This is a genomic window from Microbacterium sp. ZW CA_36, from assembly GCF_044987475.1.
Lineage (GTDB): Bacteria > Actinomycetota > Actinomycetes > Actinomycetales > Microbacteriaceae > Microbacterium.
Window position 1 is genome coordinate 67,489 of record NZ_JBJDRL010000013.1, and the last position, 21,523, is coordinate 89,011.

Annotated in this window: 19 protein-coding genes; 8 read left to right on the forward strand and 11 right to left on the reverse strand. The window is 70.9% G+C overall.

Annotated elements, in window-relative coordinates; translation table 11 throughout:
• Positions 1–65: 65 nt before the first annotated feature.
• Complete coding sequence (locus ACI3KX_RS08275; protein ID WP_308868331.1) at positions 66–506, reverse strand: metallopeptidase family protein; 441 nt, start codon at positions 504–506, stop codon at positions 66–68.
• A gap of 140 nt (positions 507–646) precedes the next feature.
• On the opposite strand from ACI3KX_RS08275, the gene ACI3KX_RS08280 reads away from it, so the two are divergent.
• A complete protein-coding gene (locus ACI3KX_RS08280) occupies positions 647–853 on the forward strand; it encodes a DUF3499 family protein (RefSeq protein ID WP_163616793.1) in 207 nt (68 codons plus the stop codon).
• 27 nt (positions 854–880) lie between these two features.
• Here the strand turns inward: ACI3KX_RS08280 and ACI3KX_RS08285 are convergent, their stop codons facing one another.
• The gene (locus tag ACI3KX_RS08285; RefSeq protein ID WP_404909366.1) at positions 881–1,831 is read right to left on the reverse strand and encodes a class I SAM-dependent methyltransferase; all 951 of its coding nucleotides are present in this window, start codon (positions 1,829–1,831) and stop codon (positions 881–883) included.
• A 95-nt stretch (positions 1,832–1,926) separates the two neighbouring features.
• Here ACI3KX_RS08285 and ahcY point away from each other — a divergent pair, with 95 nt between their 5' ends.
• Positions 1,927–3,426 (forward strand): adenosylhomocysteinase, encoded by a 1,500-nt coding sequence (ahcY, locus tag ACI3KX_RS08290; protein ID WP_404909367.1) that lies wholly within the window; start codon positions 1,927–1,929, stop codon positions 3,424–3,426.
• Positions 3,427–3,592: 166 nt separating this feature from the next.
• Here ahcY and ACI3KX_RS08295 read toward each other — a convergent pair whose 3' ends face one another.
• A complete protein-coding gene (locus tag ACI3KX_RS08295; protein ID WP_404909368.1) occupies positions 3,593–4,768 on the reverse strand; it encodes a glycosyltransferase family 2 protein in 1,176 nt (391 codons plus the stop codon).
• A gap of 57 nt (positions 4,769–4,825) precedes the next feature.
• Between ACI3KX_RS08295 and ACI3KX_RS08300 the strand changes: the two genes are divergently transcribed.
• From ACI3KX_RS08300 to ACI3KX_RS08310, 3 genes are read left to right on the forward strand one after another with little or no spacing between them, the layout of a single operon-like run.
• On the forward strand, positions 4,826–5,698 hold the full coding sequence (locus tag ACI3KX_RS08300; RefSeq protein WP_404909369.1) for a glycosyltransferase family 2 protein: 873 nt from the start codon (positions 4,826–4,828) through the stop codon (positions 5,696–5,698).
• Positions 5,695–6,894, forward strand: coding sequence for a hypothetical protein (locus ACI3KX_RS08305; RefSeq protein ID WP_404909370.1), 1,200 nt, complete (start codon positions 5,695–5,697; stop codon positions 6,892–6,894). The genes ACI3KX_RS08300 and ACI3KX_RS08305 overlap by 4 nt, the downstream gene beginning before the upstream one ends.
• Positions 6,891–7,991, forward strand: coding sequence for a glycosyltransferase family 4 protein (locus ACI3KX_RS08310; protein WP_404909371.1), 1,101 nt, complete (start codon positions 6,891–6,893; stop codon positions 7,989–7,991). The genes ACI3KX_RS08305 and ACI3KX_RS08310 overlap by 4 nt, the downstream gene beginning before the upstream one ends.
• 7 nt (positions 7,992–7,998) lie before the next feature.
• On the opposite strand, the gene ACI3KX_RS08315 is transcribed toward ACI3KX_RS08310, so the two are convergent.
• From ACI3KX_RS08315 to ACI3KX_RS08325, 3 genes are all read right to left on the reverse strand, one after another.
• On the reverse strand, positions 7,999–9,156 hold the full coding sequence (locus ACI3KX_RS08315) for a glycosyltransferase family 4 protein (protein ID WP_404909372.1): 1,158 nt from the start codon (positions 9,154–9,156) through the stop codon (positions 7,999–8,001).
• Positions 9,143–10,753 carry a DUF2142 domain-containing protein gene (locus ACI3KX_RS08320; RefSeq protein WP_404909373.1) on the reverse strand — a complete coding sequence of 537 codons (1,611 nt, stop codon included), beginning with the start codon at positions 10,751–10,753 and terminating at the stop codon, positions 9,143–9,145. Before ACI3KX_RS08320 ends, ACI3KX_RS08315 begins: the two co-directional genes overlap by 14 nt.
• Before the next feature lie 334 nt (positions 10,754–11,087).
• Positions 11,088–11,933 (reverse strand): RDD family protein, encoded by an 846-nt coding sequence (locus ACI3KX_RS08325; RefSeq protein WP_404909374.1) that lies wholly within the window; start codon positions 11,931–11,933, stop codon positions 11,088–11,090.
• Between the two features lie 16 nt (positions 11,934–11,949).
• On the opposite strand from ACI3KX_RS08325, the gene ACI3KX_RS08330 reads away from it, so the two are divergent.
• The 3 genes from ACI3KX_RS08330 (at position 11,950) to katG (ending at position 15,957) form a co-directional block, all read left to right on the forward strand.
• Positions 11,950–12,945, forward strand: a complete 996-nt coding sequence (locus ACI3KX_RS08330; protein ID WP_349426802.1) for a stage II sporulation protein M — start codon at positions 11,950–11,952, stop codon at positions 12,943–12,945.
• A gap of 172 nt (positions 12,946–13,117) precedes the next feature.
• On the forward strand, positions 13,118–13,600 hold the full coding sequence (locus ACI3KX_RS08335; RefSeq protein WP_404909375.1) for a Fur family transcriptional regulator: 483 nt from the start codon (positions 13,118–13,120) through the stop codon (positions 13,598–13,600).
• A gap of 47 nt (positions 13,601–13,647) precedes the next feature.
• Positions 13,648–15,957 carry a catalase/peroxidase HPI gene (gene katG, locus ACI3KX_RS08340; protein WP_404909376.1) on the forward strand — a complete coding sequence of 770 codons (2,310 nt, stop codon included), beginning with the start codon at positions 13,648–13,650 and terminating at the stop codon, positions 15,955–15,957.
• 72 nt (positions 15,958–16,029) lie between these two features.
• On the opposite strand, the gene aqpZ is transcribed toward katG, so the two are convergent.
• The 5 genes from aqpZ to ACI3KX_RS08365 form a co-directional block, all read right to left on the reverse strand.
• On the reverse strand, positions 16,030–16,827 hold the full coding sequence (aqpZ, locus tag ACI3KX_RS08345; protein ID WP_349426805.1) for an aquaporin Z: 798 nt from the start codon (positions 16,825–16,827) through the stop codon (positions 16,030–16,032).
• Between the two features lie 262 nt (positions 16,828–17,089).
• Positions 17,090–18,391 (reverse strand): DUF58 domain-containing protein, encoded by a 1,302-nt coding sequence (locus tag ACI3KX_RS08350; RefSeq protein WP_404909377.1) that lies wholly within the window; start codon positions 18,389–18,391, stop codon positions 17,090–17,092.
• A gap of 63 nt (positions 18,392–18,454) precedes the next feature.
• Positions 18,455–19,477: an AAA family ATPase gene (locus tag ACI3KX_RS08355; protein ID WP_404909378.1), complete on the reverse strand. Its 1,023-nt coding sequence runs from the start codon at positions 19,475–19,477 to the stop codon at positions 18,455–18,457.
• Positions 19,474–20,673, reverse strand: a complete 1,200-nt coding sequence (locus tag ACI3KX_RS08360) for a DUF4350 domain-containing protein (protein ID WP_404909379.1) — start codon at positions 20,671–20,673, stop codon at positions 19,474–19,476. The genes ACI3KX_RS08355 and ACI3KX_RS08360 overlap by 4 nt, the downstream gene beginning before the upstream one ends.
• On the reverse strand, positions 20,670–21,356 hold the full coding sequence (locus tag ACI3KX_RS08365) for a DUF4129 domain-containing protein (RefSeq protein ID WP_404909380.1): 687 nt from the start codon (positions 21,354–21,356) through the stop codon (positions 20,670–20,672). Before ACI3KX_RS08365 ends, ACI3KX_RS08360 begins: the two co-directional genes overlap by 4 nt.
• Positions 21,357–21,523 lie beyond the last annotated feature (167 nt).

Genomic DNA, 21,523 nt, shown 5'->3' on the forward strand with positions numbered 1-21,523 from the left:
CGCTCGCTCAACCTTGATCCGCCCCGCATCAACGCTCGCCGGCGATCGCATTGATCCGAAACGCGTCAGAAGTAGCGGAAGCGCTCCGGACCGAGGTCCCACGGGTCGCGGTCCAGATACTCCGCCGCGGCCCGGAAGACGGCGCCCTCGACGAGCATGCGCCGATGCAGCTCGTCGTCGCGGTGCAGATGGCTGAGCCGCTCGATCGGCAGGCGATACAGGATGATGCGGCCCGCGTCGGGCAGCACCGTCCATCGAGGGATGCCGTCGTCGTCGGTCGCCGCCGGCATGTCGGCGACCTCGAACCGCACGTCGCGGAGCTCGGGCCAGGCCGAGCGGAGGAACTCCGCCGCGGTGCCGACGGACAGGTCGAAGCGGTCGACGCGGGTGTCCAGCGGCGGGAGGGGAGGACGCACCACCGGGCTCCGGCCCTCGCGGCCGTGTCGGCCATGGCGAGACGCGCGCGGCTGCGCGCGCTCGCTCGTCCGGGTACGCCGCCACGCCATATGCCCATCCTAGGGCGGGGTGAGGGACAGGCTCCTCTCCCACGATGTCGCGGCTTGCGCGCTGCCCGATGCTGACGGGGCGGAGACGCCGCGGCGCGGCATCCGTCCGCATGGGTCGGGGGCGCGGTAGCGTCGACCCGATGCGCGAGAGAGTCTGCTCCAAGGTCGGCTGCGCCCGTGAGGCGGTGTCGACGCTCACCTACGACTACGGCGACCAGATGGCGGCACTCGGTCCGCTCGGCGCCGGGGGCGATCCTCACGCGCACGACCTGTGCGCGATCCACACCGACCGCCTGTCGGTACCCAAGGGCTGGGTGGTCGTGCGGCACGAGACCCTCCGCGCCTGAGCGGAGGGCTCGATCCCCGGCCGCTCGTCAACGATCGGGCGTCGACTCGCCCCGGTGCGGCACCACCCGCCGCACGGCACGCAGGGGCGCTGTGACCCTCCAGCTGGTGCTCGATTCGAGGGCGCCGATCCGCTGGTCGCGCGCGGCGACGGCGCTTCGGAGGTGCTCGTTCTCGCCCTCCAACCAGGCCACTTTGTCCAGGAGCTGGGTCGCGTGAAGACGGGCGTGGCGAAGCTCCTCCGGCAGGGTGTCGAGCTCTGCCCGATGCGCGACTTCCGCGCCGAGGCTGGCGAAGTCGTCACGGATGCGATCAGCCGTCCCGTCGTCCGCGGCGAAGAGCTTGCGGAGGTCATCGTTGCGCACGTCGCCCACGCCGAGCACGCCCAGCCCGTGGCCATGGTTGAACGTGAACGTGGGATTCGCGTCGCGCAGCTCATCCCACAGGCGCCACACTCCGAAGCCGCGTTCGCGTTCGGCGGTGTCGTGGAACAAGATCACTCCGCCGTCGCGGACGACGCTCCGCCACTGCTCATAGTCCTGCAGAACGTCTTCGTACGCATGGCGGCCGTCGATGTGGAGGAGATCGATGGACGCGTCGGCGAAACGCGGGCGGGAGTCGCTGAAGAAGCCGCGCACGAGTCGGACGGAGGCCGGGTAGTCGAGCTCCGCCGTGCCACGAACCGATTCCAGCACGTCCTCGCCGTAGAACCCGGCCTGGTCGTCACCCATCCAGCTGTCAAGTGCGCTGATGGTGATCGTGTGGCCGAGGCGTGCGGCCGCTTCGGCGAAGGCGAAGCACGAGAAGCCCATGTGCGTGCCCAGCTCGGCGACGTTTGCCGGACGCAGAACGTCCACGAGCCATGCCGCGAAGGGCGCGTGCGTGTACCAGGCGGAGACGGGGTAGTGAGCGGGCAGCCAGTACGACGTCGGCCGCAGCCAGAACGTGTCGTCTGCAGCCCTAGGCGCTCGCTGTGGCATCACTGGAATGCTCGATCCTCCTGCTCCGTTGCTCGATCTCTGCCAGCATAGGGCGGATCGCGCGGCGCCTCGTCGCTGCGTGGGAGAATGGGCGGATGCCGACCCACACGCCCGTCGCCGCGCCTTCCACCCCTGCCGTCTCAGAGCTCACTGAGGGGTTCGAGTACGAAGTCGCCGACCTCTCTCTGGCCGAAGCGGGCCGCCATCAGCTGCGTCTCGCCGAGAACGAGATGCCGGGCCTCATGGCGCTGCGCGAGGAGTTCGGCCCGACGCAGCCGCTGAAGAACGCGCGCATCGCGGGCTCGCTGCACATGACGGTGCAGACCGCCGTGCTCATCGAGACGCTCGTCGCGCTGGGCGCGCAGGTGCGCTGGGCGAGCTGCAACATCTTCTCCACGCAGGACGAAGCCGCCGCGGCCGTCGTCGTCGGTCCGACGGGAACGGTCGACGCGCCCGCCGGCGTCCCGGTTTTCGCGTGGAAGGGGGAGACGCTCGAGGAGTACTGGCGCCTCGCGGACCGCATCTTCGACTGGTCGGCCGAGGGCTTCGACGGCCCGAACATGATCCTCGACGACGGCGGTGACGCGACTCTCCTCGTGCACAAGGGCGTCGAGTTCGAGAAGGCAGGAGCGGTTCCGGATGCCGCCGCCGACGACTCCGCCGAGTACCGGATCATCCTCGACACGCTGCGCGCCAGCCTCGCGCGCGACCCGCAGCGCTTCACGCGGATGGCCGAGGACCTGCTCGGCGTCACCGAGGAGACGACCACGGGCGTCCACCGGCTGTACGAGCTGGCGGCGGCAGGCGACCTGCTCTTCCCGGCCATCAACGTCAACGACTCGGTCACGAAGTCGAAGTTCGACAACAAGTACGGCATCCGTCATTCGCTGCCGGACGGCATCAACCGCGCGACCGACGTGCTGATGGGCGGCAAGGTCGCCTTCGTCTGCGGCTACGGCGACGTCGGCAAGGGCGCCGCTGAGGCCCTGCGCGGTCAGGGCGCCCGCGTCATCGTCAGCGAGGTCGACCCGATCTGCGCGCTGCAGGCAGCGATGGACGGCTACCAGGTCGCGCGCCTCGCCGACGTCGCCGGTCAGGTCGACATCCTGATCACGGGCACCGGCAACAAGGACGTCGTCACCACCGAGGACCTCCTCAAGCTCAAGCACCTCGCGATCGTCGGCAACGTCGGTCACTTCGACAACGAGATCGACATGGCGGGCCTCGAGGCGCTGCCCGAGGTCGAGAAGGTCGAGATCAAGCCGCAGGTGCACGAATGGCGGCTTCCGAACGGGCGCAGCGTGCTCGTGCTGAGCGAGGGCCGGCTGCTGAATCTGGGCAATGCCACCGGGCATCCGTCGTTCGTCATGAGCGCATCGTTCACGAACCAGGTGCTCGCGCAGATCGAGCTGTTCACGAAGCGCGACGAGTACCCGACCGCCGTGTACACGCTGCCCAAGCACCTCGACGAGAAGGTCGCGCGCCTGCACCTCGACGCGCTGGGCGTGCAGCTCACGACCCTCAGCGACGAGCAGGCCGCCTACATCGGCGTGCCGGTCGAGGGCCCCTACAAGCTCGACCACTACCGCTACTGAGGCAGGCAACATCCGTCCGCGCCTCGTCGCGCGGGGTCATCTCCCTTGCTCGTCCGCCACAGACGACACGAACTCGCCGCGGAATTCGCGTTCATACCTGACGAAAAACATCAGGAGGGGTCGACAGACGGGCCGAGCCCCCGGGTTGCGCAAGGGCGCCCGCTGCTCAGCTCTGGCGCTTGAGCCCCACGTTCAGGACGCCGAGGAACATGCCCGACATGATCGTCTGCGCACCGAGGATCATCAGGAGCGCGGCAGGGACCGAGACCCTCAGCGTCGGCGCGAGATCAAGCGACCCGAAGCCCAGCGCCGCCCACGCGACGAACTGCCAGATCGCGATCGCGAAGCCGATCAGGAACAGCGCGAGGCCGGCGACTGCCCCGCTCTCGAGGCTGATGCGCCGCTCGAGGCGCTCGAAGTTGCGGGAGCGTGGGATGCGGAAGCCCTCGTGCTGGGCATAGATCTTGGTCAGGATCGCGAAGATCACCGACTGATACCCGACGACGCAGAGCGCGGCGAGGTACACCTGGCTGATCGCGTCGAGCCCGAGGCCACCGATCTCGATCGGGCCGATCGCGAGGAAGAACGTGCCGAGCAGCCCGAGGAAGAACGCAGCCGCTCCGGGAATCAGGAAAAGCCACCGCGGGCTGAAGATCAGCAGGAACCGCAGGTGACGCCAGCCGTCCCGCCAGCTGCGCAGGTGCGGTGGGCGGCTGCGGCCGTCCTTGGACAGCGTCGTCGGCACTTCCGAGACGCGCAGCCCGCCGAGTGTGGACTTGACAACGACTTCGCTCGCGAACTCCATGCCCGTCGTCTGCAGGTGCAGGTCCAGGATCGCGCGGCGGTTGAAGCCGCGAAGTCCGCAGTGGAAGTCACCGATCGGTGACCGGAACAGTGCACGCCCGATCCACGACAACACCGGGTTGCCGAGGTACTTGTGCAGCGGCGGCATCGCGCCCTCGGCGATCCCGCCCTGAAACCGATTGCCCATCACGAGCTGATCGCCTTCGCGCAGGCGCTCCACGAACGGGTCCAGCTGTGAGAAGTCATAGCTGTCGTCCGCGTCGCCCATGATCACGTACTCCCCACGCGCGGCGTCGATTCCGCCCATGAGCGCGCTGCCGTAACCCTTCGCGGGAACGTCGACGACACGGGCGCCGTGGGCGCGCGCGATCTCCTGTGACCCGTCGGTGCTGCCGTTGTCGGCGATCACGACTTCGCCGACGACACCGCTGCGGGCGAGATACCCCTGCGCCTTGTCGATGCAGACGGCAAGCGTCTCAGCCTCGTTGAGGCACGGCATGACGATCGACAGCTCGATCGTCTCGGTAGAAGTTGACATGCGAGGGGGGTTCCTGACGGTGCGCGGGTGGGCACTTCATCGTACAGAATGGTGCGGGTGGATCTCGGACTCGTGGTGACGACGCTCGGCCGGATTGACCCTCTGAAACGGCTTCTCGGGTCCCTTCGCGGCCAGCTCGCGGCTGGCGACCGCCTCGTGATCGTCGCGCAGGAGCGCGCACCCGAAGTCGAAGCCCTCGCGGCCGCGTACCGCGGCACTGACTTCGCGATCACCGTCACGACGTCCGAGCGAGGGGCCTCGCTCGGACGCAACACCGGCGTCGCGCACCTCCACGCGGGCGAGTTCCTGCTGCTCTTCCCGAACGACACGACGTGGTTCCCCGCCGGATCGATCGCGGCTCTGCGGGAGTACGCGGACGACACGGACGCCGGTGCACTCACTGTCATCGACGAGAACGGCCCGAAGTTCAAGCTGCCTGCTCCGGAGACCCCGCTGGACCGCTGGAACGTGTGGAGCGTGATCGAGATGGGCCTACTGTTGCGCCGCACGGTGTTCGACGAGCTCGGCGGATTCGATTCCGGCATCGGTACCGGCGCGCAGACTCCATGGCAGGCGGGCGAAGCAACCGACTTGCTGTTGCGCCTTCTCGCGCGCAGGCCCGATCTCGCCGGGCGATTCCGCTGGCTGCCCGACGATGTCGCCGTGGGCGGCGTGGCCGATGCGCGCGGCCTCAGCACGTCGGAGCGTCGCCGCAAGCTACGCGCATATGGGCGAGGTCTCGGTCGCGTCGTGATGAGGCATCCATACCCTTGGTGGTGGCGGTGCGCGTTCGTGGGTGGAGGGCTGGCCTTCGGCCTCCGTCATCGCGCGACGAACGTCGTCGCCGACGGCGGGTGGGTGTTCCTCGGCCGCGCCGAGGGCGCACTCGGGCGCACGATCGGCACGGCGCGTGCGGCGGTGTCCCGATGACCGACCTCGCGGGCGGACCCGCAGGCGACGGCCTACCGGCCCCCGTCCGGCTGCGCGGTGCGGCGATGAGCCTGATTACGCTGCTTGGCGGCGTGTCGCTCGCGGTGATCCCAGCTGCGACGATCTCCATCTCATCCCGCCTCTTCACGGTGCCCGAGCAGGGCCTGCTGGCGGTCGCCGTGCTGGTCGCGACGTTCACCGGGCAACTCACGTTCGCCGTCGTGGTGGAGTCGCGCCTCAGCTCGGCGGCCACCGAGCGGCGCGTCGTCTTCCCACTGTGGCTCGCAGCGATCGCGGTCGTGACTGCGCTGGTGGTCTCGATCTTGCCGCCGAACGCTGTCCTGCTCGCCGTCGCCCTGCCGATCCTGCTCGCGGCTTTGGAGGTCGGGCGCGGGGTCTCGGTCGCCGAGCGCCTGGACCGTCGTGAGATCGCCGCATCCATCGCGGTCGGCGCGGGCGCGCTGATCGGCGTGCTCGCCGGCTTCGCGAGCCAGCAGTGGGCGCTGATTCCGCTCGTGCTCGGCATCGCGGTCGCGACGTGCATTCGCTCTCTTCCGGTGCAGCACCGGGCGAGCCGCCCACACCCGGCCGTGATGGGCTGGGTGATCGCCGACACGGCCATCACCGGCGTCGTGTATCCCCTCTTGAATTCGATGATCCTCGCGGTTCTCGGCTCGGCCGACGCTGTGCTGTTCGCCTCGATCGCGACGGTGTCGGGACTGCTCGCGATCCCGCTGAACTTTATGCGACTGCGGCTTCTGAAGGAGCACTCGCACGCCGATGTCGTGCTGTCGGCGGCATCGGTCCTCGCCGCAGTGGTCGCGCTGCTCGTCCTCGAATTCACCGGCATTTTCGGATTCCTGTTCGGCGCGGCGTGGACGGGGTCAGCCACGCTGCTCCCCCTCCTGCTCGCGTGTGGCTGGCGCGCCGCGTCGCTGGCGACCACGCTCCCCTTCACTGCGTTGCGTCGCATGGGCGAAGTGCGGCTGCTCACGGGCCTACGTGCGATCTCATCGGCGCTCACCTTCGCCTTGGCGGCGCTCGGGCTCGCGCTGCAGAGCCTGCCCACCGTGTTCGTCGGGCTCCTGCTAGCCGAACTGCTCTCGGCCGTCTTCTACGAGGTGGCCCGCAGGCGCCGTGTCGCCGCGAGCGACCGCGAGACCACCACCCTCGACGCCGACGAGGACGAGGCATGACCCGGCGCCGCGTCCTCGTGGACCTGCAGTTCTTCACCGGAACCAAGGGCGGCATGGAGTCGTACGCGCGCGAGGTCTACACGCGGCTCTCGCCCGACGACCCCGAACTTGAGTACGTCGGATATGTCTCGCGCGAGCTTGCAGCGTCTGACACGTCGTGGTTCCCGGGAACAGTGATCGCGTCGGGCGTCTGTGGCGATGACCGCGCCGCCTGGGCACGCGGCGAGCTGTTCGGCGTGGCCCGCGCGGCTCGCACGCACGGCGCGGCGCTCGTGCATTGCCCGGCGAACTTCGGCCCACTGCGCTCGCGCGTGCCGGTCGTGCTCACGATTCACGATCTGCTCGCGTTCCGGCATCCGGAGTACGTCCCCGGACCATACGCACGGGTGCTGCGCACGATGATCCGCCGCGCCGCGCGGGCCGCCCGACGCGTCCTCACCGTGAGCGGCGCATCGCGCGATGACATCGTGCGCTTTCTCGGCGTCCCTCCCGGCTGCATCGACGTGACTCCCCTCGCCGGGTCGGCGCAAGCACCTGTCGACAGTGGAGAGCGCCCCGCCCGCCGGGACGACTTGCTCCTCGCAGTAGGCAACAGGATGCCGCACAAGGGCTTCGAAACTCTGCTCGACGCCCTCGCCCGCATCGCACCGGACGAGCGGCCGACGCTCGTGATCACCGGGAGCCACGGCGAGGACCCGCTCGCCCCGATCGTGAAACGCCTCGGGCTGGAGACATCCGTCAAGCTGCGTGGGTGGCTGAGCCGCGAAGAGCTGGACGAGCTCTACGCCCAAGCGACCGCGCTCGTGTTCCCGACGCGCTTCGAGGGATTCGGCCTGCCGCCGCTGGAGGCGATGGCGCGCGGCTGCCCAGTCATCGCGTCCGACATCCCAGTCGTGCACGAGATCGCGGGCGACGCGGCGGTCTATGTCGATCCAGCGGACGCCGAGGCGATCGCCGCCGCGATCAGGGCGTTGCGTGATTCCCCCGCACAGCGCGCGCGGATGGCGGATGCCGGTCTCGCACGCGCCGCAAACTTCTCCTGGGATGCCACAGCCCGGGCGACGCGTATGGCGCTCCTGCGCGCGCTCGAGGGCTGAGCCCGCGTCAGTACCCGAGCCGCCGCAGCAGCTCGTCCACCGAGCGGCCGAGCCCGCGCTTGACGCGCTCGCGTTCGAACCAAGCCAGCGTCGACGCACGCAGGGTCTCTCCCGCCCTCACCACACGCACGATGGCGTCGCCGAGCGTGGCAGCCGACGCGTCGACCGCGATCGCGCCGTTCACCCCCGGCTCGACGAGCTCGGCAGCCGCGTTGTCGTCCCCGGCTACGACGACGCTCGGGGTTGCGGCCGCGGCCGCCTCGGCGACCACGAGCCCGAAGCCCTCGCGGGCGGACGGGCTCACGAGCGCGACGGCGGCGCGATACCGGCGGCGCAGATCGTCGTCGTCGATGCGACCCACGAACTCGATGGCATGGGCGACGCCCGCCGCTGCCGCGGCCGCACGGACTCGCTGGGTCTCGGGGCCCCGCCCCGCGATCTGCGCGACGAGTTCGGGGAGTTCCCGCCGTGCGTGCGCGAGGGCACCCGGCAGTGCGTCGAGCCGCTTGTCAGGGATGTGGCGCCCCACAAACAGCAGCGTGGGCGGCGCGGACGGCACGACCGAGGCTTCGGGCTCCGACCCGACCAGGTCGACCAGCCCCAGGACGATGGGTTCCGCCCTTGGCCGATACATCCGCAGCCGGTTCCGCGTGAATCCGCTGTTGACGGTGGCGACATCGCCGATCCGGATCGCGAGTGACTGGAGCACCCAGGCGATCGTGCCGGTGAGCACGCCCGCGTACGCGCGCCACTTGCGCGCGGACCAGATCTCCAGCCAGTCCACGACCAGCCGCGTGCCGCTGCCGAGCAGGGCCAGGCGAACCGCGAAGACGTTCAGCACCGGCAGCGCCGCGACCACGACCGCATCGTACGCATCACGCCGGCGCACGAAGTGGCAGAACAGCGCGAACGCGAATGCCACCGCGCTCGAGGTCGTGCGGGTGCCGTTCGCGTCGTAGATCTCGCCCCGCCAGACGCCGTGCAGGTCGAACGGCGCGCGAGGTGCGGCATCCATCTCCCAGTCCGAGCGGGTCACGTACGTGACGTTCGCGCCACGCTCGACGAGCAGTTCGGCCATGCGGCGGTAGACGCGCTCGCCGCCTCCGGTCTGCAGCGGGAAGAAGCAGTCGTACGCGATCGCGATCCGCGGCTCAGTCGCGCGCATCGACGCGCTCCGCCTCGGGAGCAAGCTGGTCGGGCTGCGGGTCCGTCTCGCGCCGCGCGGTGCCCCGCGCGAGCCACACCACGAAGACGACGTACGCCGCGGATGCCGCCGTGAACACGAGCGTGAGGGCAGGCCAGCCGAGCGGCGGTTGCCATTGCGGATCCCGCCACATAGCGCTGAGCGGCTTTTCCATGCCCACGACGTAGCGCACAAGAGCGAACCAGAACGCGTACAGCCCGAACGCCGCGACGAGCGTCGCGGCGATCGCGGTGATCCGCACCGACAGGTGCCCGATGCGCCGCCCGTCACGACCAGAGAGCAGCCACGCCGCGACGATCAGCACGCCGAGATAGAGGAACAGGCCGTAGCGCCCCTGCCAGATAATGCCCGTCTGCGCGACGCTTCGCGCCTGCACGACCACAGGCACGAGGAAGGCAGCGGCGAGCACCACTGCCATCACCATCGTGGCGCGTCGCCGCAGAGCACTCAGAGCGAGAGTCAGGGGCACCGCGACAGCCGCCACGAGCGGCCAGTACGCCCATGTGGGGAGCACGGTGTCGAACCAGCCGAACCATCCCGCCGCTTGCTGAAGGAAGTCCGGTGTCGTGCGCACCATGTACGCGGCGCCGCGGAGTAAGCTCGCCCCCACCAGGGGGGCGTCGCCTGACTGAGCCTGACCCGACAGCGAGCCGCCGCCCAGAGTCCACGCGACCGAGAATACGGCGCCCGCAGCGATGGCGGCGAGCCACACCCAGTTCGCGCGGGTTGTGAACAGCCGGTGTACGGGCTTCCACCCGGCGGTGATCGCGGCGAGCGCGACAATCACGACGACCCACAGCGGGCCGAGGGCGCGCACGTTCGCGACCACGATCGCAGACACCGTGACCAGCGCCCACAGCGGTGCGCGGTGCAGAGTCGACGCGTCTGCGTGCTCGCGGTCGAAAGTCTCGAAGAGTCTCAGCACACCTACCCACAGGGCGACGGATCCGGCGATCTCGAGCCCGTTCGGATTGACCGAGCCCATCAGATACAGGTTCATCGGCACCGCCGCGAACGCGACGCCCAGCGGCATCCACCGGGAGCGGCGCCCCACGACGGCGAAGACAAATGCGCTCGCCAGGAACGCCGAGCCCACGAGCGCGCTCACCAGACGCATCGCATAGACCCCGGCGTTCCCATCCAGGAACACGGTCGGCCATCCGACGATGTAGTAGTACAGCGGGTTGTAGGTGCCCACCCAGGTGTTGAACCACAACTGGCCCCCCGGATCGCCGAGCTCGGCGTCGCAAGCAGCGGGGACTTCGGGGTGCGTCGCGTAGCAGAGAAGGTCCTGGGTGTATTGGTCCTCGGGCGCGAGATCCACGACGAGGTGGCGTACTCCCTCCACCGTGCGTCCGAACACCTGACCCTGCAGTTGCCCGATCGCCTTCACGGCGTGGGCGTTCTCGTCCGGGACGGAGAAGATCGGGCTCGCGAGCGCCCACAGACCTGACAGTACGGAGAACAGGATGAAAGAGGAGAGCCAGATCCGCAGTGTCGGAATGCGCGGCGCATCAGGAGTTGGTGCGGAGACGGTCTGTGTGTGCGGTGTCGCCATCGCGCGTGCCGATGAACCTTTCAGTCTGCGCGAGGCCTCCCCGCTACGCCTTGCTCGGCCATCTACTGCCTCGAGCTCGGTCCAGGATAACCCGTCGCGCGCACCGGGTCGGCAACCGTACCAGCGCCTGCAGATGACATCTGTCCCGCGGCCGAGCTTGCTGGTCTTCTGGCCGACACCCGCAGTGCCGACCTCACCCCTGAGCCCCGGATCGCACGTCAGGCCGCAGCCTCGGTCCCGCCCCTCCGCTGGTGTTCGTTCGTCACATGCACGCGAGATCGCCCGCGATTCCGCCTACACAGGTGAGGAACGAAGGGGGAAGGGGGCTTCGGGCTCAGCGCTCGGGGAAGCCGCGGGGTGGCGCGGAGACCGGAGCCGCGAGCGCGTCGGCGCGGGCGGTCTCCAGGCGCAGCGCGCGCAGCTCGCGCTCGCGCCGCACTGCCGCGACGCCGATGAGGAACGTCTCGTGGTCGACGGCCGGCACGGGTGAGACGTGCACGGCCGTCTCCCGCGCGAGGGATGCCGCGACCCGCGCACGCGCCGTCGGCTCCATGTTGGCCGCCGAGCGTGCGAACTGCGCGAGGCGTCGAGACAGCCGTTCCGGCAGGCGTGCGACGTCGGCGACCGCCGCCCACTCGGCCAGGACCGGTGGGATGCCGAGCTGCGCGTCGGCCAGTCGAGGGGTGCGCGTGCGCTCCGAGTAGGTGCCGGCGAGCAGGTCGCCGAGCCGCTGCGAGCGGGGGGTGAATGCTCCGACCAGCGCCGCGACGGCGCCGACCGTGAACCACAGCTCGAAGACGCCGACGAGTGCCCGGATGAACGCGTGCCGGAAGCCTGCGGCGCCACCGTCGGCGCGGACGATCCGCCCGCCGACCGCGAGGCGTCCGAGGCTGCGGCCCCGGGTGGTCGTCTCGACCACCGTCGGGATCACGATCATGACGAGGACGAGGACGACGATCGTCAGGATGGGCACCACCGCCGGGTCGATCGCCCCCAGGCCGAGCAGCCAGCTGAGTCCCCACGCGAACAGCAGCAGCACGGCGACGCCCAGCAGCATGTCGATGAGCACGCCGAGCGCCCGCAGGAAGTAGCCGAGCGGCTGCACGTCCAGCGCGACGGCCTCGCCGGTGAGCACCTCGTCTTGATGGATGTCGACGATCGCGGGGCGCTCAGCGGTCATGGCTACAGTGAAACACATGGACCTCGACGCGCTCACGGCCGCTCGGCGCGAGGAGTGGGCGCGGCTCGACGAACTCAGCCGCCGGCGGCACCTCTCCGGCGCGGAGGTCGACGAGCTCGTGACGCGGTACCGTGCGGCATCCGCCGATCTCGCCGACGCGAAGACGTCCGCCGGACGCAGCGTCCAGGGCGATCACATCTCGACGATGCTCGGACGCGCGCGGCTGCGGCTCACGGGTGCGCCCGAGAACGTCATGCGCCAGATCCCGCGGTTCTTCGCGCTGCAGCTTCCCGCCGCCCTGTACCGGGTCCGCTGGACGACGCTCGCCATCGCGCTGGGCTTCGTGGCCGTGGTCACCGTCGTGGCCCTGTGGGTGTCGGGCGACCCCGCTCTGGTGGCCAGCCTCGGCAGCCAGGCGCAACTCGAGCACTACGCCGAGAACCAGTTCACCGAGTACTACAGCGAGAACCCGGCGGCGGTGTTCGCGGGCACGGTGTGGACCAACAACGCCTGGATCGCGGCCCAGTGCGTGCTCTTCGGCATCACCGGGGTCTGGCCGATCATGGTGCTGGTGCAGAACGCCGTCGGCGTCGGCACGGCGGCGGCGATCATGGCGGCGTTCGACCGCGGCGACGTGTTCGTGCTGTACATCCTCCCGCACGGGATGCTCGAGCTCACCTGTATCTTCGTGGCCGGTGCGGCTGGCCTGCAGATCTTCTGGGCCTGGGTCGCGCCCGGCCCGCGGTCGCGCGGCGAGTCGCTGGCCGCCGCCGGACGCTCGCTGGCAACGATCGCGATCGGCCTCGTCATCGCCCTCGGCTTCTCGGGGATCATCGAGGGCTTCGTGACGGCGCAGCCCTGGCCGTGGCCCGTGAAGATCGGCATCGGCGCGGCAGCGCTCGGACTGTTCCTCGTCTACATGCTCGTGGTCGGACGCCGCGCGCACCGCCTGGGGGAGAGCGGCGACCTGACCGAGTACGAGGCCGGCACCCCCACCCTCGTCGCCGGCTGACCCCCGCGCGGCGTCTTCCCCGCCTCGTCTCCCGTCGTTCACTTGCGCTGAACGTACGCTCCACGCCGGGATCGGCGTACGTTCAGCGCAAGTGAACTCGGGGGCGGGGAGGGAGAGGGCGCGTGCGCATACCACTGTTTTGAATGAATCAAAACAACGGTAGGCTGAGGGTATGAGCCCGCACACCGCCGTCGACACGCATGCCGTCGACACGGCGGCACGGCTGCGGGCGGCAGGGCTGCGGGTCACCGACTCCCGGCGCGCGGTCGTCGAGGCGCTCATCGAGCGCCCGCACGCCAGCGCTGACGAGCTGTTCGGCATCGTCGCGCGGACGGTTCCCGGGACGAGCCTGCAGTCGGTGTACAACGCGCTCGGCGACTTCGTCGACGCCGGACTCGCACGCCGCATCGAGCCCGCGGGCCGGCCCGGTCTGTTCGAGCTGCGCGTCGACGACAACCACCACCACCTCATCTGCTCCGAATGCGGCGCCGTGCAGGACGTCGACTGCATCGTGGGCGAGGCGCCCTGCCTGACGCCGTCCGACGCGCACGGCTACGCGCTGCAGGCGGCCGAGGTCACCTTCTGGGGTGTGTGCCCCGCCTGTGCGACGGCGGAGGCGAGCGTCGCCGAGCCGGTCGCCACCGTGCGCTCCTGACATCCTGTCCGACCCTCTGATAGCCCATCCCGATTGGAAGGAAGCTCATGACCGACACCAACGACACGATCCCGGAGATCGGCGAGAACCCCACCGACGCCGACCAGGCGGTCACCCCGATCGACACGCCGGTCGACGAGCGTGAGGACGGCGAGAGCCGCCCGCGTCCGAATGAGTCCGAGGGCTGCCCGGTGATCCACGGCGGTCAGCCGCACCCGACCACCGGCAACGCCAACAGCGTGTGGTGGCCCAACCAGCTGAACCTCAAGATCCTCGCGAAGAACCCGGCCGTCGCCAACCCGCTCGGCGAGGACTTCGACTACAAGGCGGCGTTCGAGTCGCTCGACCTCGCCGCGGTCAAGGCCGACATCGCCGAGACCCTCACGACGTCGCAGGACTGGTGGCCCGCCGACTTCGGCAACTACGGTCCGCTGATGATCCGCATGGCGTGGCACAGCGCCGGCACCTACCGCGTGACCGACGGCCGTGGTGGTGGCGGCGCCGGTCAGCAGCGCTTCGCGCCGCTGAACAGCTGGCCCGACAACGTCAACCTCGACAAGGCTCGCCGCCTGCTCTGGCCGGTCAAGAAGAAGTACGGCCAGTCGCTCTCGTGGGCCGACCTGATGATCCTCGCGGGCAACGTGGCGCTCGAGTCGATGGGCTTCACGACGTTCGGCTACGCCGGCGGCCGCCCCGACGTGTGGGAGCCCGATGCCGACGTGTACTGGGGCCCCGAGACCACCTGGCTGGACGACGAGCGATACTCGGGCGACCGCGAGCTCGAGAAGCCGCTCGCAGCCGTCCAGATGGGCCTCATCTACGTCAACCCCGAGGGTCCCAACGGCAACCCCGACCCGCTGGCGTCGGCCCGCGACATCCGCGAGACCTTCGGCCGCATGGCGATGGACGACGAGGAGACCGTCGCGCTGATCGCCGGTGGCCACACGTTCGGCAAGACGCACGGCGCCGCGCCCGACACCAATATCGAGGACAACCCCGAGGCCGCCGGCCTCGATCAGCAGGGCCTCGGCTGGAAGAACAACCACGGCACCGGCCACGGCGACGACACCATCACCTCCGGCCTCGAGGTCACGTGGACCTACCACCCCACCCGCTGGGACAACGAGTTCTTCCACATCCTCTACGCCTACGAGTGGGAGCTCATGCGCAGCCCGGGCGGCGGCCACCAGTGGCGTCCGATCAACGACGGCGGCGCCGACATGGTGCCGCTGGCGCATTCGAACGGCCGTCGTGAGCCGCGCATGCTGACCAGCGACCTGGCCCTGCGCACCGACCCGGCGTACGACGCCATCTCGCGTCGCTTCAAGGACGACCCCGAGGCGTTCGCCGACGCGTTCGCGCGCGCATGGTTCAAGCTCACGCACCGCGACATGGGCCCGATCGACCGCTACCTCGGCCCCGAGGTCCCGGCCGAGGAGCTGCTGTGGCAGGACCGCGTCCCGGCCGTCGACCACGAGCTCATCGACGCGGCAGACGCTGCGGCGCTCAAGGCCCAGATCCTCGACGCCGGCCTCACGGTCTCGGAGCTCGTCGAGACGACGTGGGCGGCGGCATCCTCGTTCCGCGGCAGCGACAAGCGCGGCGGCGTCAACGGCGCCCGCATCCGCCTCGCCCCGCAGAAGGACTGGGAGGTCAACAAGCCCGCCCAGCTCGCCACGGTGCTCGCGAAGCTCGAGCAGATCCAGGCCTCGTTCAACGACGGCCGCACCGACGGCAAGCAGGTGTCGCTGGCCGACCTCATCGTGCTCGCCGGCAACGCGGCGGTCGAGAAGGCCGCCGAGGACGCGGGGGTCGACGCCGAGGTGGTCTTCCACCCGGGCCGCACCGATGCCACGCAGGAGCAGACCGACGCGCAGTCGTTCGCGTTCCTCGAGCCGATCACCGACGGATTCCGCAACTACTACGGGCCGCGGGCTTTCATGCCCGAGGAGCACCACCTCATCGACCGGGCGAACCTGCTCACGCTGAGCGCTCCCGAGCTGACGGTCCTCGTGGGCGGTCTGCGCGTGCTCGGTGCGAACTGGGACGGCTCGGATTACGGCGTCTTCACCGACCGCAAGGGCGTGCTCACGAACGACTTCTTCGTGAACCTGCTCGACCTCGGCACGACCTGGAAGCCGCTCGACCCCGGTGCCCACGCGTTCTCGGGCGCGAAGGACGGTTCGGGCGAGCCGGTCGGCATCGGCACCCGCGTCGACCTGCTGTTCGCCTCGAACTCCGAGCTCCGGGCCGTCGCCGAGGTCTACGCCTCGGATGACGCGAATGAGAAGTTCGTGCGGGACTTCGTCAAGGCGTGGGGCAAGGTCACCGAGCTCGACAGGTTCGACCTCGTCTGACCTCGCGACGCACGAGAGAGCGGCCCGTCCCCGATCGGGGGGCGGGCCGCTCTCTCGTGATGCTTGCGAGTCCTACTTGAGGCGCGCCTCCGCCTGGACCGGCGGCAGCGTGCCCTTGGGCTCGAAGAGCGCGCGGTGCAGGACGCCGGCGAGCAGACCGCCGACGATCGGGAAGACGATGAACACCCACAGCTGCGCCAGGGGTTCGGGGCCGCCGTAGATCGCCGCGGCGATCGATCGGGCCGGGTTCACCGAGGTGTTGTCGATCGGGATCGAGATCAGGTGGATGAGGGTCAGTGTGAGACCGATGGCGAGCGGCGCGAGCGCCGCCGTGCCGCGGGTCGAGTGCGTCACACCGAGGATGATCAGCACGAAGACCGCCGTGAGGAGGATCTCTGCGATGATCGCGGCACCGAGCCCGAAGCCGCCCGGCGAGCCGAAGTCGCCCGTGCCGAAGCCGTTGGACGCGAAGCCGCTGTCCTGGGCGTTCGCGAGCCAGTTGTCGGTGCCGAAGATGCCGATCAGCACGATGAGCGTCGTGCCGAGGGCGCCGCCGATCAGCTGGGCGATGATGTAGCCGATCGTGTTCTTCCACTCGAAGCGACCGGCGGCGGCGAGGCCGAGCGTGATCGCCGGGTTGAAGTGGCCGCCCGAGATGGGACCCCACGCGTAGGCGCCCACGACGACCGTGAGACCGAAGGCGAAGGCGACGCCGACGAATCCGACGCCCAGTGGGTTGCTCTCCGCATCTGCGGGGAAGTTGGCGGCGAAGAGCGCCGTGCCCACGCCGCCGAAGACGAGCAGAAACGTTCCCAGAGCCTCCGCGACGAGCCTGTTCACCGTGGTGGGCGGGATGGTGGTATCCGACATGGCGGACTCCTTTCCTCGTCGTGAGGCTAGCGCTACGCCCAGCGGATTCCCAGGAACCGGGCACGGAGTGTCTGAGTGTGACGCGTGATCCCGCGAGGTTTCCCTTCGTGTTCAGGCATTCGTCGCCGGCCGTTTCGGCGTCCTCCCGCGTTTGGGGCGCGCGAGCGGCGTTCGGGGCGTGCGCCGCGCGCCTCGAACGTGCGCGGCGCGCCCCAAACCAGTGAGAGAGATCGTCGGATGCCGAGACCCGCGTGTTACGCCCTCAGAGCCGCCCGGCGGCTTTGAGCGCGAGATAGCGGTCGGCGATGCGCGGCGGCAGGTCCTCCGGGGTGGCGGCGATCGCCTCGCCTCCCGCGCGGCCGATCGCCGCTGCCACGACGGCGGCATCGTGCGTGCTGCGCTCGATGGCGGCGGCGCGGTACACGTCGGCGGCGTCGGGGCGCTCGGGCAGGGGCTCCTGCTCGTCGGTCACCGCCCCGACCAGCACGTGGGCGGCTCGGGAGAGCGCGGGCAGCGATCCCAGGAACCCGCGCGCGGCCTCCGGGGCGTCCTGCGCGGTCAGGAGGACGACCAGCGACGGGCGGGACGTGAGCGTGCGCACCTGGGCGAACGCGGCATCCCAGTCGGTGTCGATGAGCTGCGGCTCGACGGGCGCCATGGCGTCCACCATCGCCGGCAGGAGTCCCGGGCCGTCGACACGGGTGACGCGGGCGCGGATCGTGCGGTCGAACATCAGCAGGTGCACGTGGTCGCCGGCCCGGGTCGCGAGGGCGGCGAGCAGCAGCGCGGCCTCCATCGCGGCATCCATCCGGACGCCGTCGCCGACGCGTGCTGCCGCCGTGCGTCCGGTGTCGATCACGATCACGACGTGCCGGTCGCGCTCCGGGCGCCAGGTGCGCAGCATCGTCGTGCTCGACCGCGCCGTCGCGCGCCAGTCGATGGCGCGCACGTCGTCGCCGCGCACGTACTCCCGCAGGCTGTCGAACTCGGTGCCCTGGCCCCGCACCTGCACGCTCGTGTTGCCGTCGAGCTCGCGCAGCCGCGCCAGCCGCGAGGGGAGGTGCCGTCGCGCCGTGAACGGCGGCAGCACCCGCAGCGTGCCCGGCTCGTCGAGGCGCGCCTGGCGTCCGGCGAGGCGCAGCGGCCCGTCGGATCGCACCACGACGAATCGCGATCGCAGCTCGCCGCGTCGACGGGGGAGGAGCGGGATGCCGATCGCCCGGGACTCGCCGGGCGGGATGTCGATGGCCGGGCGCTCCACCGGCGCACCCGCGGTGGGCTGCCAGGCATCGCGCACGCGTCCGCGGACGGTGCGATCGCCGGTGTTGCCCAGCACGAGCTCGGCCCGCACCGCCTGTCCGAGCAGTACGCGGCTCGGAAGGCGCCGCAGCACCGTCATCCGGCGCGGATCGGGCGCCGCCGCCGCGTCGGCGAGCGCCGCGATCAAGCACAGCAGGATCCACGCCGCCGCTGCGAGCCAGGGGTCTACGCCCGCCGCAGAGAGCAGCACGACGGGCACCGCCCCGACGGCGAGGAGCAGCGGCAGGCGGCCGGTCAGGTACATCAGGCGTCGTTCCGTTCGGCGCGTTTCGTCTCGCTCGTTCCTCGCTCGCTCAACGACCGGCTCCTAGATCGGGACGCGGGTCTGCTGCAGCACCGAGCCGAGCACGGCGTCGACCGACACACCCTCGAGCTCGGCGTCGGGGCGCAGGCGGATGCGGTGCCGCCACGTCGGCAGCAGCATCGTCTGCACGTGGTCCGGCGTGATCGCGGGGTACGCGCCCAGCCACGCCCACGCCTTCGACGCCGCCAGCAGGGCGGTCGCCGCGCGGGGACTGACGCCGAGCTGCACCGACGGACTGCTGCGCGTGGCCTGTGCGAGGTCGACGATGTAGCCGAGCACGTCGTCCGAGACGGTGACGGATGCCGCGGCCCGCTGCGCCGCGCGGATCTCCTCGGCGGTGGCGGCGCGGCGCAAGCCTGCGCCGGCGAGATCGCGGGGGTCGAAGCCGCTCGCATGGCGGCGCAGCACCGCGAGTTCGGCATCCCGAGCCGGCACGTCGACGATGAGCTTGAGCAGGAACCGGTCCAGCTGCGCCTCGGGCAGCGTGTAGGTGCCCTCGTGCTCGATGGGGTTCTGCGTCGCGGCGACGAGGAACGGGTCCGGAAGCGACCGCGTCACACCGTCGGTCGAGACCTGGCGCTCCTCCATCGCCTCGAGCAGCGCCGCCTGCGTCTTGGGCGGTGTGCGGTTGATCTCGTCGGCGAGGACCACGTTCGTGAACACGGGTCCCTCGCGGAACTCGAACTCCCCGGTCTTCGCGTCGTAGACCAGCGAACCCGAGACGTCGCCCGGCATGAGGTCGGGGGTGAACTGGATGCGCGTGGTGTCGAGGCCGAGCGCCGTCGAGAACGACCTCACGAGCAGCGTCTTCGCGACGCCCGGAACGCCTTCGAGCAGCACGTGCCCGCGTGCCAGCAGGGCGATCAGCAGGCCTGTCACGGTGCCGTCCTGGCCGATGACGGCCTTGCCGACTTCGAGGCGCACGCGATTCATCGCTTCGCGCAGGGCGGCGTCGTCGGGGGGTGCGGTCGGGCGGTCGACCGCGTCGGACGCGGTCGCACTCGGCGCCACGGGCGAATCCGTCATCGGGGGCTCCTCTCGGGGCGGACGGCCGCGCGCACGGCGTCCTCCAGGTCTCTCAGGCGTGTGCTCAGGGCGACGAGCTCCGCGTCGCTGCGCGGGATCTCGTCGAGCAGGATGCCGCGCACCGCGCGGCGGTCGAGGCCGGTGCGGCCGGCCGCGGCGTCGGCGATCTCGGGGCCGGCGGCGTTCGCGGCGAGGCCGAGCAGGGTCGCCAGCCGACGCAGCGCGCCGATACGCAGCCGGTCCGCGGCGTGGAGCGGATCGCCCGCGCGCGCGTACAGGCGCGCCCGTCCCTCCGTCGTCTCGGACGCCCGGACGGTCACAGGAAGCCGCTCGGCGACGAGCGGGCCGAACCGGCGGCCGCGCCAGATGCCGGCGGCGACCCCCGCGACCAGCAGCAGCACGATCACGGGACTCACCCACGGGGGCGTGAGTTCGCCCAGCGACGGGTCGGCGTCGGCGAGGTCGGTGTCGCCCGCGCCGGGCATATACCAGACGACGAGCGGATGCCGCCCCATGAGGTTCACCGCCAGCGCCGCGTTGCCGTTGTCGGCGAGGTGCTCGTTCGTGAAGAGTGCCCGGCCGTCGACCGCGGCGACGCGGCCGGCGTCGGTGGCGTGGACGACCAGTCCGAAACCGTCGGCCGCCGCGTAGCAGGCGGACGTGTCGTCACCCGCGCGGTAGACCGCGCCCGGGGCGACGGCGCCGGAGCGGACGGCAGCCTCGAGTCGGCAGTCGGGCTCGACGCTCTCGTCGGGCGCGACGCCGGCCGGCGCCGACCCGCGGACCAGCAGATCGAGCGTCCGGGAACGTGGCTCGATGAGCACGACGTCATCGGCGGCTTCGGCGAGAGCGGTCACGACGTCGTCGGACAGCGCCGGCGCATCGGGCATCACGAGGGTCGCCTCCACGGCCGCGAGGGCTTCCGACGCCGCCGCGCGATCCCGCACGACGACCACGTCGACGCCGTGCTCGCGCAGGATCTCGGCGATCGCGCGCGTTCCCGCGGGTCCCGTGGAGTCGGGGTCGAGTGCGCCGCGCTGAGCCCACTGGTTCGCAGCCGACACGGCGCCGCCGATCCCTCCGACGACGAGCAGCGCGAGTCCGATGGCGATCCACGCCGCGATGCGGCGGCGTCGTCCGGTGGCTGCGTGGATGGTGGCGGCGTCCTGCCGCGGGGGAGTGGCCGTCGCCGTCATGCCGGCACCTCCTCGCGCACCGCCGGTCGCGCCGACACGACCGCGTCGTCGACCGAGGCGACGAGGCGATAGAGCTCCGCCGTGCCGGGACGCCGCAGGTAGCGGACGTCGTCGAACGCCGTCGCGGCGTCCTCCAACCGCGACGCGAGTGCGGGGAAGGCGCGGGCGGCGGCCCGCGCGAAGGCGTGCACCGTCGCGCCCGGCGGCGGGTCGACGACGCCGCGTTCGAGGCAGCCGCGGGCGAGCGCCCGGAAGCGCAGCACGATCGCGGCCTCCCAGTCGGCCGCCCGCGCGCGCTCGGCGGCGGCGGCGCGCAGCTCGGCGGCCGAGCGGTGCTCCGTCTCACCGAAGAGCAGCGGCGGGCGAGCTGCCGCGCGGCGGGTGGCGCGCGGCACGCCCCACACGAGGAAGGCGGCGACGATGATCACGACGACGACGATGGCGGCGACCAGCGCGAAGGTCGATCCCCAGCCGCCGGAGAGGTCGGGATTCAGCAGCGACGCGATGAAGTCGCCGATCGCCCGCGCGATGCGATCGAACGGAGTGGGCTCGGCGATGTCGTAGGCCGGGTCGGACAGCTCCTCCTCGGCCCAGCGCCGCGCCTCGTCACCGTCGGGGGTGAGCGGCGGCACGGCGTCGGCGGCACGCGCGAACGCCTGCAGCAGGGCGGAGGTCAGGCCCACGGCGAGTCGCGGTCGGTGCCGTCGGACGCGGCGCCCGGCGCCGTCCAGGCCGTCGCCGAACTGGCATCCTCGGGTGCGACATCCGCCTGAGTGTCCGGGGCCGAGACCTCCGAGGCAGGGGGAGCAGCCGGCGCCGCGGGAGCCGGGTTCGCCGCTGGCGGATACGG

Excerpts from the sequence above, each read along its gene's own strand:
- ACI3KX_RS08275 (WP_308868331.1), bottom strand. The coding sequence starts at position 506 with ATGGCGTGGCGGCGTACCCGGACGAGCGAGCGCGCGCAGCCGCGCGCG.
- ACI3KX_RS08280 (WP_163616793.1), top strand. The coding sequence starts at position 647 with ATGCGCGAGAGAGTCTGCTCCAAGGTCGGCTGCGCCCGTGAGGCGGTG.
- ACI3KX_RS08285 (WP_404909366.1), bottom strand. The coding sequence starts at position 1,831 with ATGCCACAGCGAGCGCCTAGGGCTGCAGACGACACGTTCTGGCTGCGG.
- ahcY (WP_404909367.1), top strand. The coding sequence starts at position 1,927 with ATGCCGACCCACACGCCCGTCGCCGCGCCTTCCACCCCTGCCGTCTCA.
- ACI3KX_RS08295 (WP_404909368.1), bottom strand. The coding sequence starts at position 4,768 with ATGTCAACTTCTACCGAGACGATCGAGCTGTCGATCGTCATGCCGTGC.
- ACI3KX_RS08305 (WP_404909370.1), top strand. The coding sequence starts at position 5,695 with ATGACCGACCTCGCGGGCGGACCCGCAGGCGACGGCCTACCGGCCCCC.
- ACI3KX_RS08310 (WP_404909371.1), top strand. The coding sequence starts at position 6,891 with ATGACCCGGCGCCGCGTCCTCGTGGACCTGCAGTTCTTCACCGGAACC.
- ACI3KX_RS08315 (WP_404909372.1), bottom strand. The coding sequence starts at position 9,156 with ATGCGCGCGACTGAGCCGCGGATCGCGATCGCGTACGACTGCTTCTTC.
- ACI3KX_RS08320 (WP_404909373.1), bottom strand. The coding sequence starts at position 10,753 with ATGGCGACACCGCACACACAGACCGTCTCCGCACCAACTCCTGATGCG.
- ACI3KX_RS08325 (WP_404909374.1), bottom strand. The coding sequence starts at position 11,933 with ATGACCGCTGAGCGCCCCGCGATCGTCGACATCCATCAAGACGAGGTG.
- ACI3KX_RS08330 (WP_349426802.1), top strand. The coding sequence starts at position 11,950 with ATGGACCTCGACGCGCTCACGGCCGCTCGGCGCGAGGAGTGGGCGCGG.
- ACI3KX_RS08335 (WP_404909375.1), top strand. The coding sequence starts at position 13,118 with ATGAGCCCGCACACCGCCGTCGACACGCATGCCGTCGACACGGCGGCA.
- katG (WP_404909376.1), top strand. The coding sequence starts at position 13,648 with ATGACCGACACCAACGACACGATCCCGGAGATCGGCGAGAACCCCACC.
- aqpZ (WP_349426805.1), bottom strand. The coding sequence starts at position 16,827 with ATGTCGGATACCACCATCCCGCCCACCACGGTGAACAGGCTCGTCGCG.
- ACI3KX_RS08350 (WP_404909377.1), bottom strand. The coding sequence starts at position 18,391 with ATGTACCTGACCGGCCGCCTGCCGCTGCTCCTCGCCGTCGGGGCGGTG.
- ACI3KX_RS08355 (WP_404909378.1), bottom strand. The coding sequence starts at position 19,477 with ATGACGGATTCGCCCGTGGCGCCGAGTGCGACCGCGTCCGACGCGGTC.
- ACI3KX_RS08360 (WP_404909379.1), bottom strand. The coding sequence starts at position 20,673 with ATGACGGCGACGGCCACTCCCCCGCGGCAGGACGCCGCCACCATCCAC.